Consider the following 12235-nt stretch of genomic DNA (forward strand, 5'->3'; position numbering starts at 1 on the left):
AATTTTTAGAACCCACCTAATGCCTTAGTCATTGTAATGCCTTGTTAGTGTTATATTTTCTATAGGGCTGTATATTAAAGGTTTGTATTCTTTTATCAAGTCATCCTTGTCTAGACCAAAGGTATCTTCATCCTTTTGGCTGATTTTTTTTAGCATAAAATAAATGTTCAGGAAAAAATCTTCTTTCAATTTAAATTCATTTTCTACGGATAGAAACTTTTCTATAGTTATAAACTTAAAGTCAGGTTCTGGGTTATATTTAGTAGAACCATCGGGAGTGATTTTGAGTTTGAGTTCTTCACTTTTTACTAGGTCTTTTACGACTTTTTTAAAATAGAGTTCTGTTCTCGGTTGTATTTTGAATCCTATATTGATATTTACTTTGATAACTGTATCATTTACGAGTTTTTTTACGGTATAGTTGAGAGTGTATGGTTCGTTCGTTCTATATATTTTTAAGAACCAATACACATCGGCTCTTTTTGGCTTTTTAGAAAATATAGAATGGATAATTTCTTCTTCTATTTCATAAAATAAGTTTGCTTTTGTAATATAAATAAGATGAGTGGAGAACTTTGGAATGTTGTAATCTGCTCCTAATTCAGACATCATTTTGAGATGGTCGTTCAGTTTAACAAAATGAATTAACTTATTATTTATTTTTTTTGCGTACCACCATGTGTACATTATTACAAAAATGATGATAGCACAAAATAGCATTATGTAGTTATCTTTTAGTTTTATAAGATTTGAAATAAAGAAAGTTATTTCTATAGTAAAAAATATGGATATGATGGAATAAACAAATACTTTGTTCCATTTTTTTTTGTATAACAAAAAAAATGTAAGTAATACTGTGGTCATAAGCATAGTAATGGTGATAAAAAACCCATATATTCCCTCCATGTTTTCTGATGATTGAAAGTAAAGAACTACTATTACGCATCCAATCCATAATAGTTTATTTATACTCGGGATATAGAGTTGTCCTTTACTTTCTGATGGTTGGCTTACTGCTACTTTTGGCCAAAAGTTTAAGTTTATTGCTTCGTTAATAAGGCTAAAAGAACCGCTTATCAATGCTTGTGAAGCTATTATTGCAGCTAAGGTTGCGATAATAATGCTTGGTAATAAAAACCATTCTGGCGTCATTCCAAAAAATGGATTTTTTCCGTCTAAGTATTGAGATGGTTGGTGTAGGAGCCATGCTGCCTGTCCTAGGTAATTTGTAAGTAAGCTTATTTTTACAAAAAACCAGCTGATTCTAATATTTTTTAGACCACAATGCCCTAAGTCTGAGTATAATGCCTCTGCTCCGGTAGTACATAAAAATACAGCCGATAAAATCCAAAAACCACCAGGGTATTCTACTAATAACTTATAGGCATAATAAGGATTTAAAGATTTTAGTATCTCTATATGGTGAAATATATTATAAAATCCTACTATAAAAAGCATAGAAAACCATACAGACATTATTTTCCCAAAGTATTTTCCTATAGTATGGGTACCGAAGTGCTGGAATACAAATAATAAAGATAAAATTATGATAATGACTGCAATAGTTATTTTGCTTCCGGGTACAAATATTGTATTCAATCCTTCCACGTTTCCCAATCCTTCTATTGCGGAAGATACAGAGATGGGTGGGGTTAGTATTCCGTCTGCTAAGAGAGCTGTTGCTCCGATGAGTGCAAATATAGTGAGTTTTTTATTGTATTTTTTTACGAGGGCGTACAAGGAAAAAATTCCTCCTTCTCCTTGATTGTCTGCTTTCAGGGTAAGCCAAACGTATTTGATAGTAGTTTGAATAAGGAGTGTCCAAAAAATTGCTGAAACTCCACCATACACTAAATCTTCGGTGATTTGTTTTGTTCCAATCACAGCTTTTAGTGCATATAATGGGCTTGTTCCAATATCTCCATAAATTATTCCAAACGCTATTAATACAGATCCTGTTGTGATTTTATTTGATTGCATGTTTTGTTATTATTATTTTTATTTTGGTATATTTTCATTTTAACATGAGTATGAATAGACGTGTTCTCTCATTGATTTTGAGCACATTTGGTTTTAAAAACAAGTATATTGGATTTGAATAATGGCAGGGTAGTTATAAAATTGTTGCTCATACATAAGTTTGTTTTCGCAAAATGTATGTGGTGTTTTTGCCTTAGAAGTTGTTTTAAAAAATATACATACCATTCTTTTTTGTTATTTACTTATAATGTATAGATTACTTTCTATTTTAAAATTATTCATTATTTTATTTCTTTGCTTTTAGATAAAATGGTGTCATTTTTAATTGTGTCATATTTGTTATTTGATACTCCTCCTCAAAATTCTTTTTACAGAAATATTGGGTTTAAAAGATATGGATAATCAAATAGTTACAAGGTGACAAGTGTGTGGAAATGTATTTTGAGGTGGATCATTTTGTATAAATTTTCTTGCAGAAACTTCTCTTGCAAATACCAAATAAATACAAAAACTTCATAATTGAAATCAATAAGAGATAAAATTAAGTACGAATATAGGTTATAATTTTTGAAAGTTTTTAAATAATAAATAGGTGGACAGAAAAGAAACTATCAAAAGAAATATTCCCAATGGAATATTTCTATATACCAAGAAACCTATTCCAAAAAGAGAAGAGTATATTGCTATACAGCCTAAGAATACGAGTAAGATTTGGAGTGGCATTTGCCATGCTTTATCTGTTTCATTTTGCAGAGAAATACCTTCACGAGATGCCTGTTCTATTATTTTTTTCCATCCGGGTCCTCCGGGTTGTGTTCTTTTATAAAAATTGTATAACACTTCTTTTGACTCTGGTTTGGTAAAAAAAGCGACGAGTAACCATACAGTAGTTACACTCACGAGAGAAATTATTAATCGGGTAGAAAATATATCTAAATAGGTATTTTCTAAATACTCTGCAGGAAGCCACAGCACCAATATAAATGATAGTACTGTTGCTACTACCATTGCTACAATTTCTACTAATGCATTGATTCTCCACCAAAACCATCGTAATAAATAAATAGATCCTGTTCCTGCGCCTGATAAAAGGAGTATATCAAATGCTTGAGTAGCATTTTCTAATAGAGTAAGAGAAAAAAAAGCTGCTAAGACCATGAGTAGTATGGTTGTTATCCTGCCCACAAAGACCTGTTGTTTATCCGTAGAATTTTTATTGACAAATCTTGCATAAAAATCATGTACGACATAAGAGGATCCCCAATTCAAGTGGGTTCCTATGGTAGACATATATGCTGCGATAATAGAGGCAACGACTAATCCTCGCCACCCGTTTTCTAAAAGGGTAAGCATGGCTGGGTAGGCAATATCATGCCCTAAATAATTGTCAGATATACTTGGAAAACTTTGTTTTATAGAGTTCAAATCAGGAAAAATTATAAGAGAAGCAAGTGCTACTATTATCCATGGCCATGGACGAAGTGCGTAATGAGCAAAATTAAAAAAAAGAGTTGCTCCAATAGCATTTTTTTCATCTTTTGCGGCAAGCATTCTTTGTGCAATATATCCACCTCCCCCTGGTTCTGCACCAGGATACCATACAGACCACCATTGGACTGCTATAGGAATAATGAGGAGGGGGATAAATTGTTTTGGATCATCAAAAGAAGGTATCATATTTATTTTATGGACTACATTTGGGTGTGCTAAGAGGTTCTCTATTCCACCCACTCGAGGATCACATACAGCAGCAATTGCAGCAACTACCGCTCCTAACATAGCTACAGAATATTGAAAAAAATCTGCCCAAATAATACCTTTGAGTCCGCCTAAAGTAGCGTATATAACTACTCCTATAGAAGCCCCTATTACTATAATAACAGGGTTTTCTATCCCTAACATAATCTGTCCTATTTTTATAGCGGCAAGGGTGACCGTTCCCATAATAAGACAATTAAAAAAAATGCCTAAATAAAGTGAACGGAAGCAACGTAAAAAAGAAGCGTATTTTCCTCCGTAGCGAAGTTCATAGAATTCTAAATCAGTCATAACATGAGAACGTCTCCAAAGTTTCGCATATATAAAAACTGTAATCATCCCTGTGATGAGAAAAGCCCACCAAGCCCAGTTTTTTGCTACACCATCTTCTCTAACCATTCCTGTAACTAAATTTGGCGTATCTGCTGAAAAAGTACAAGCAACCATAGATACCCCTAAAAGCCACCAAGGCATTTCTCTTCCTCCTAAAAAAAACTCTGATGCATTTTTTCCTGCTGTTCTAGCGCCGTAAGTACCTATGCCTACTACTATAACAAAAAAAATTGCTATTATAAACCAATCTAATCCTGAAAGTACCATAAATACTGTTTCGTTACCTCTCTTTTAGAGATTATTTTCTTTTTTTAATTGTATTACAAATTCTAAAGAAACTTCAAAGTCCTCTGCTATTTCGGTAAGTGTAAGTTTTCCTCTTTTGAGAGCTTTTATAATTCCTTTTATTTTTTCTTCTGCTTTTCCTTCTTTTTTTCCTTCTTTTTTTCCTTCTATTCTCGCAGTTCGTATGCCGCTTTTTTCTCTTGTAACATATCGTAAATAACGCTCATAGTTTTTCTTTTCCTCTCGTCCCATATTCATTTCTAAGAGCTTCTTTTCTGTTTTTCTTATATTTTTAGAAATGGATCCTTGTGCTACTTCGCTATTCTTAAACAAATATATCCACTCGTCTATGTTTTTTTTTATCTGATTTTTATATCTATCTACATTTATTAAATAATATTCGGGAAAGATATCTTTGTCTTTAAAACTGTATTTAAGAGATAGACTTTCAGGTATTTCTGTTTTTTCCCTTATTACTAATCGTTCACCATTATTAAGTCCTTTAAATTCTGTTATTCCTTTGTATAAATAATCACTGCCATCTCCTAAATTAAAATATAAAATACTGATGGATATTACTTTGCTAATATTCGAAAAGTTTTCTCCTAATGTTTGATGGTCAACGATTATTTTGGAGGACGAGTATAATAAACTTTCTAAAAAATCTATCTCACGGGTGTTTTGAATTTCAATATATATCTTTCGGTGTGCGCTATCTTCTACCAATAAATCCACCTGAACAAATTTATCAAATTCATGAGTTTGGTTAGTTTCGCTCTCTAATAAAGATAATATTTTTATGTTATCATCTTCTAATAGGGCGGATAAAAAACCCTCTAATATATCAAAATTGGCTTTATCTCTCAAGAGAGTTTTCATTGCCCAATCAAAACGAATTAATCTCTTTGGTTCCATGTTGTATGAATGAATATTTAATTATCGTAACCATTGAGTATAATGGAAAAAACTATTGCAACAGAGAGGTAGAGTGCTGATAAATACTTTCATAGTTTATAAAGTTTCTTATTAAGGTGCTCAAGATATACATTTTATTATTGAGAGAGAAGGGTTCTGAAGTTACCCTGCCCAGTTTTCTCTGTCTAAACTTCTGTATTGAATTGCTTCTGCTATATGTTCTATTTTTATTTCTTCGGATTCTGCAAGGTCTGCTATTGTTCTGCTTACTTTTAAGATTCTGTCATAAGCCCGGGCTGATAATCCTAATCTTTCCATTGCTTTTTTTAAGAGGTTTTTTCCTATTTCGTTGATTTGACATATTTCTTTTACTATATGTGCGGGCATCATTGCATTATTGAATATATGTGGGCTATCAGAAAATCTTTTTGTTTGCATGTTTCGGGCTTTGATGACTCTTTTTCTAATTTCTGCGCTGGTTTCGTTCCGTCTTGTGTTGGTCATTTCGTCAAAAGTCACAGGGGTAACCTCTACGTGTAAATCTATTCTATCTAAAAGGGGGCCACTCACTTTATTGAGGTATCTTTGAACGGCTCCTGGTGGGCAAACACATTCTTTTTCAGGGTGGTTGTAGTAGCCGCATGGGCAAGGGTTCATGCTTGCGACAAGCATAAAATTGGCAGGGAATTCTAAAGAAACCTTTGCTCGGGATATAATTATTTTTCTCTCTTCTAAGGGTTGTCTCATTACTTCTAATACAGTTCTTTTAAATTCGGGGAGTTCATCTAAAAAAAGCACTCCATTATTTGCAAGAGATATTTCGCCTGGTTTAGGATTTCCTCCACCGCCTACAAGGGCTACATCGGATATGGTATGATGAGGGGAGCGGAATGGTCTGAGAGATATAAGAGAAGTATTTTCGTTTAATTTTCCTGCTACAGAATGTATTTTTGTGGTCTCTAAGGATTCTAATATAGTAAGTGGAGGAAGTATAGATGGAAGGCGTTTTGCGAGCATTGTCTTCCCCGCTCCGGGTGGTCCTATCATTATTACATTATGCCCACCAGCTGCTGCTATTTCAAAGGATCTTTTTATGTTTTCTTGTCCTTGCACCTGAGAAAAATCTTCAGAATAATTCTCTTGATTATCTTGAAACATTGTCCGAGTATCTTTTTTAACAGGTTCTATAGAGAGAGCCCCTTCTACAAATTGAATAGCTTCTCTTATATCATTCACTCCTATGACATCTAAATTATCTACTATTGCAGCCTCGGATGCGTTTTGTTTTGGAAGGATAAAACCCTTGAAGTGTCTCTTTCTTGCTTCTATAGCTATAGGAAGTACCCCACTAATAGGACGTAAAACCCCATCTAATGATAGTTCTCCCATTATGATATATTTATCCAATTCTTCTGTGAAAATTTGTCCCGAAGCATGTAGTATTCCCAAAGCTATGGGAAGGTCATAGTCGCTTCCTTCTTTTTTTACATCTGCGGGGGCCATATTCACCACTGTCTTTTCTCGCGGCATTTTATACCCGAAATGTTTAATAGATGACTCTACTCTTTGCTGACTTTCTTTTACGGCATTATCTGGTAATCCAACTATGTAAAACTTCACTCCCTGCCCTACATTTACTTCTATTGTTACTATAGAAGCATTCACTCCATAAACAGAACTCCCATAAGTTTTTGAAAGCATTTTTTATATGGTATAGTACAACTGTTTTTCTATAAGTAGTATTAAAATATGAATTATTTTAATGTGGATTTCTTGTATTCTATCTGCATATGCAAAATGAGGCACTCTGATTTCTACATCACCTTTTTGAGCAAGCATTCCTCCATCTCTTCCTGTCAATAATATCACTTTCATTTTTTTTTGAGAGGCTGTTTCTACTGCTTTTACGATATTATTAGAATTCCCGCTGGTACTTATTCCTAATAAAACGTCTCCTTCTTGTCCAATACCTTCTAAAAATCGGGAATAAATATATTCATACCCAAAATCATTTCCTGCACATGTAATATATGCGGGATCAGAAATAGCTATTGCGGGAAGGGACTTTCTATTTTCCCGATAACGTCCCGTGAGTTCTTCTGCAAAATGCATAGCATCACAATGAGATCCTCCATTGCCACAAGATATTATCTTTTTACCCATCGAAATAGATTCAGACATAATCACAGATGCTTTTTCTATTTTTTCTATGTTATCATTATATGAAAGAAATAATTGTAATAATTGCTCTGCTTCTTTCAATTCTTTGTATATAATATCTTTCATTTTTTCATAATAAGAAATATTACAATTCTCTTATCCAAATATTTTTATATTCTACTAAATCACCATGATCTTGTAGAATAATGGGAGCTTTTCCATGTGCTCTATAAGTGGGAAGCCCTCTGTATTCTGTTCCTCCCCATAGTGTTACATTGTTTTGAATAAGTACCCCGTTATGAAGGACTGTTACTGTTGCAGGGTGGGTTACCTCTCCTCTTTCGTTAAAAACAGGTGCTTTAAAAATAATATCGTAGGTCTGCCATTCTCCGGGTGATTTGGTAGCATTTACTAAGGGCGGGTATTGTTTATAAATAGACCCCGCTTGTCCATTAGAATACGTCTTACTTTCATAACTATCTAATACCTGAACTTCATACCTTTCTTGTAAAAATATACCACTATTTCCTCTTCCTTGCCCTTCTCCTTTTATCCCCGATGGAGATTTCCATTCTATATGGAGCTGCGCACTTCCAAAAGATTGTTTGGTACGAATATCTCCAGTTCCAGGTTTCACTAACATTGCCCCTTGAGAAATATCCCAAAGTGCTTTTCCTCCTTTAACAGATTCCCATACATCTAAATTTTTCCCATTAAAAAGAACGAGAGCATCTGATGGAACATCTCCATATTGTTTACCCGGATCTATTTTTCTTACCACAGGTTCCCAAATTTCCGTCACTGTAGGGTCTTTTAATTCTTGAGAATATGTATCTCCCATAATAATAACATAAAATGTAATAACGAATAATATTGATTTCATTGTTGTATCTGAAGCATTGCCTAAAATATATTGTCTATAATCTGTATCTGTTTATTATTAAAAATCAAAACGATAAAAAAACTCTCAAAAATTCAAAACATTATTCTAAAATGGCACTTATTCGGGCAATAGATGATGAGAATGTTTTTTTATATGATCTACTAATTTTGTAATATGTCTGATATACTTTCGTAAATCCGATTCTACTATCACTACCATTTCGTCATACGATTGCTCGCCTAAATCATTATCTATTCCTTTTTTATATTCTGATTCCAAAGTTCTTCTCATAGCACATTCACTGTTGAGTTTTTTCAAAAACATTTTTGGTTTATAATTCCCTTCAAAATCCTCTATTTGTTTTATAGAAACCCGAAGCTCATGTGAAGATTCATTCTTTTCTTTTTGCTTTAAATTTCTATAAATAATACTATCATAATGATGTATACCATTTAAAATCTCAATTATATCCTCTTTATACGAGGGAATCATACAATAATCTGATAGTCCCGCATACTGTGACAGTTTTTTTGCCTCATCGTCCCATAAACCAACAAACTCGTCAAATCTACTAAGAATATCCTCTTGCTTCGTCGATTGCCCATATATATATACATTCAAACTAAAAAAAAATACTATATTTAAAAAAAATACTAACTTCATTGTTTTACCTTATAACCACTATCTAAATAACTATTATAATAAAAATTAAAATTATACAATATAATATTTTTATTTAAATGAACAAGGAACCACACAAATAACTTTTTTTTATTGCTTAAAAATAGATAATAACTCTTTAATCTATGAATCTACTTCGAAAAATCATTGTGATACATTTATCATGATTTGATTATCAGTATTTCTGTAAAAACTATTTTTCGGGGAGGACTCAAATAATCAAAATATTCGCATAATAGATACATGCTCTCTTTTTTGAAAATATTCAAAAAAAACATACCCCTACCCAACCAATATGTTTTTTTTAACGAATAAGTATATATGTTTCACTTTAAACAAATACCATTATTTTAAGCATTAGAACAAACACAGAAATAGAGATAATAGAGGGCTGTCAAAAAAATAAACCCGCACAACAAAAAAAATTGTATGAGTTATTTTTTAATTATGCGATGAGTATTGCGATGAGATACTGCCACAATAGAGATTCTGCGATGGAAATAACCAATGATGCCTTTCTAAAGGTCTTTCAAAATATAAAAAATTTTGATACAAGCCAACCTTTTAGACCTTGGCTAAGAAAAATAGTTGTTTTTACAGCTATAGATGAGTATAGAAAAAATAAAAAACATAAAGAACACGTAACAGAAAATATTCTTTATATAAATGAATCTGTAAATCCCGATATATTTTCACAGCTCGCCGAAGAAGATATAATGGATTGTGTTCAAAAATTACCCCATAGTTATAGAACGGTATTTGTTTTATATGCAGTAGAGGGCTATAAACACAATGAAATTGCGGATATGCTTCAAATAAGCGAGGGAACCTCTAAATCTAATTTATCTGCGGCAAGAGGAAAACTTATGCACTTACTTTCAGAAAAAACAAAAAAAAAAATAACACATAATGGAAAATAACAAAATAGACGACATTATAAAAGAGAAATTACTTCAATACGAAGATACCACACCTGTAGAATCAGGATGGGAACAATTTGCTTTGCGAGCTAATGCATCAAAACTCTTTATGAGTAAAAAAATGTTCATCGCTTCTATTGCTGCGAATGCGCTTCTTCTCATTTCTGTAGGAGTACTTACCTATCAATACTTCTCTCTCCAAAATGAAAATCAAATATTAGCCGCAGAAGACAAGAAATTATTGCAAACAGATGCTCCTCATTCCATAACAACACAAAAACCTATTATGGAAACAAATAATCCTATAACACATGCGGAAACACAAATTTCACAACATAATAACACAGATGTGCAGAAAAATCCCATTCCCATAAGGTACTCCTCTCCCCAAGAAAAAAATATTATCCCCAAAAACACTCTCCAAAATAACCAACCCAACCCATATACTGCCGAAGAAAACAGAAAAGAAGAAAAAAAAATAGAAGAAATATCTATTGAAAAACCACAAAATAATAAAGACAGAACATTAGATTTGATACCCCATAAACCATTTACAGTAGAAACAACGCCTCTCTATCAAATACATATTATCACACAAAAAAATATTCCTCTTCCTAAAAAGATAGAACAAAAGGAGAATAAAAAATATTCCTTGCAAGACTTTAAGGATCTATTCGTGGTCCGAAAACAAAATTTTGCAAGAGGAGTAACCCACGAGTTTGGATTATCAGCGGTGGCAAATGGTAGCATAACCAATGACGATGGAAGTGGTCTAGGAGGAGGGGCGGGAATAAAATATATGATGTGGTTTCATCCTTTTATGTTCTTGAACACAGAAATTCTTTATAATACCATCCAAATCAAATATGACAACCGTTTTGCAATTAAAAAAAGATACGATACCTATTTTGATGAATCAAACAATCAAATTAGTATTCCCGATAGATTAGATATCAGTTATCAAACACTTCAATTCCCCATCTCTCTTGGCTATCATCTACCACTTACAGAAAAGTATTCTTTGAGAACCATAGCAGGGATAAATATTATCTGCAATCTATCACAAAAATCTACATTTGCAATCACTAAATACATACCTTCTAAAAAAACAAATCCTATGGATGATAGTGAGGATACTGAAAGACTTGGGAACATAGAAACATCTAATCAAGAAATAAATAACACTGCTTTTGATTACCTTGCCACCACTTTTCGGATAGAAGTGGGAATATCCAAAAAAAATACAAGCTCCAATAGATTTCTGAGCCGAATCAATTGGAATCTAACGGCGTATTATGAAACTCCATTACAGCACAATAATTATAATATACAAACATTTGGATTAAAAACATCAATAAATATAGTTAAATAAATAAAGTAATAATTAAAAAATATATGAAAAAAAGAATAGTAATAGTAGTTTTTTTGCATATGGGATTTTTATCATCAGCCCAAACAGTAGATTCCGTAAAGGTTAACAAATACCCAAGCACCCTCTTTGGAGGATATAAACTGTCTCATACCAGTTGGGGAGGATTTGGAGCACCTATTATTGAAGTATCATCTCTTGATGGGAATGTTGTTGCTTCTGTAGGAGGAGCGGGTGCAGCATTAATAAATAGAGTATTTTTCTTTGGCGGATACGGACTAAATTCTTTGGGAAATGTCAGCAAAGAGATAAATGGAATTTCACAAAACTATAGGTTATCTCACGGAGGACTTTACACAGGAGTAATAATAAAACCAAACTGGCTCCTGCATTTTATAGTAAGCGGAAAGTTTGGAAGCGGAAGCGTATCTACTAATGGTAATGACAGAACAGACGGAGGGCACCACCCTGCTGCGGTAAGTTCTCTTGATTATAGGGATAGAGTTTTTGTTTTTACTCCTCAAGTAGATGTCCAACTGAATATTCATAAATATATCCGCCTCAATGCAGGAGTAGGGTATAGACTAGTTACAGGAGTTGATGAAACTTTTTTTTCAAAAACAGCATTTAACAGTATGTCCTATAATTTTGGCATATTTTTTGGAAAGTTTCACTAAGATGTGAAAAGAAAATTCTCTCTTTTATAACCTACAAACAAGCAATACAAAACTTCTTTTGAGATGAAAATCTTGAAAGAAGTTTTTTTTGTTACCCCTTTCGGCTTTGGTACAGTGTTTTTATATACTTCCAATTTAAAAAATCATGCCAACGTTATAAAACGTGGGCTTTTTTTATACTCTGATAAGTAAAAAAGGGACATCATTTACCAAAAGATCTTAATTATTTGCCAAATAATGTCTCCTTTTTGAAAATGAATTCAAAAATATGAGG

General features: G+C 32.7%; 10 protein-coding genes. 3 read left to right on the forward strand and 7 right to left on the reverse strand.

Features of this window, described 5'->3' with window-relative positions; genetic code table 11:
- Positions 1 to 24: 24 nt before the first annotated feature.
- From QM536_07720 to QM536_07750, 7 genes are all read right to left on the reverse strand, one after another.
- Positions 25 to 1980 carry a KUP/HAK/KT family potassium transporter gene (locus tag QM536_07720; protein MDI9356890.1) on the reverse strand — a complete coding sequence of 652 codons (1956 nt, stop codon included), beginning with the start codon at positions 1978 to 1980 and terminating at the stop codon, positions 25 to 27.
- Between the two features lie 558 nt (positions 1981 to 2538).
- Entirely contained in the window at positions 2539 to 4338 is a 1800-nt protein-coding gene (locus tag QM536_07725; GenBank protein ID MDI9356891.1) for a Na+:solute symporter, read from the reverse strand.
- 24 nt (positions 4339 to 4362) lie between these two features.
- Positions 4363 to 5271, reverse strand: coding sequence for an Rpn family recombination-promoting nuclease/putative transposase (locus tag QM536_07730; protein MDI9356892.1), 909 nt, complete (start codon positions 5269 to 5271; stop codon positions 4363 to 4365).
- Positions 5272 to 5433: 162 nt separating this feature from the next.
- Positions 5434 to 6972: a YifB family Mg chelatase-like AAA ATPase gene (locus tag QM536_07735; protein MDI9356893.1), complete on the reverse strand. Its 1539-nt coding sequence runs from the start codon at positions 6970 to 6972 to the stop codon at positions 5434 to 5436.
- Positions 6973 to 6975: 3 nt separating this feature from the next.
- The gene (lpcA, locus tag QM536_07740; GenBank protein MDI9356894.1) at positions 6976 to 7557 is read right to left on the reverse strand and encodes a D-sedoheptulose 7-phosphate isomerase; all 582 of its coding nucleotides are present in this window, start codon (positions 7555 to 7557) and stop codon (positions 6976 to 6978) included.
- 19 nt (positions 7558 to 7576) lie between these two features.
- The gene (locus QM536_07745) at positions 7577 to 8314 is read right to left on the reverse strand and encodes a DUF1080 domain-containing protein (GenBank protein ID MDI9356895.1); all 738 of its coding nucleotides are present in this window, start codon (positions 8312 to 8314) and stop codon (positions 7577 to 7579) included.
- Positions 8315 to 8431: 117 nt separating this feature from the next.
- The gene (locus QM536_07750; GenBank protein MDI9356896.1) at positions 8432 to 8977 is read right to left on the reverse strand and encodes a hypothetical protein; all 546 of its coding nucleotides are present in this window, start codon (positions 8975 to 8977) and stop codon (positions 8432 to 8434) included.
- 443 nt (positions 8978 to 9420) lie between these two features.
- On the opposite strand from QM536_07750, the gene QM536_07755 reads away from it, so the two are divergent.
- From QM536_07755 to QM536_07765, 3 genes are read left to right on the forward strand one after another with little or no spacing between them, the layout of a single operon-like run.
- Positions 9421 to 9915: an RNA polymerase sigma factor gene (locus QM536_07755; GenBank protein MDI9356897.1), complete on the forward strand. Its 495-nt coding sequence runs from the start codon at positions 9421 to 9423 to the stop codon at positions 9913 to 9915.
- On the forward strand, positions 9905 to 11287 hold the full coding sequence (locus tag QM536_07760) for a hypothetical protein (protein MDI9356898.1): 1383 nt from the start codon (positions 9905 to 9907) through the stop codon (positions 11285 to 11287). The genes QM536_07755 and QM536_07760 overlap by 11 nt, the downstream gene beginning before the upstream one ends.
- 23 nt (positions 11288 to 11310) lie before the next feature.
- The gene (locus QM536_07765) at positions 11311 to 11961 is read left to right on the forward strand and encodes a hypothetical protein (protein MDI9356899.1); all 651 of its coding nucleotides are present in this window, start codon (positions 11311 to 11313) and stop codon (positions 11959 to 11961) included.
- Positions 11962 to 12235: the final 274 nt, after the last annotated feature.

The organism is Chitinophagaceae bacterium (assembly GCA_030053935.1).
Lineage (GTDB): Bacteria > Bacteroidota > Bacteroidia > Cytophagales > JASGCU01 > JASGCU01.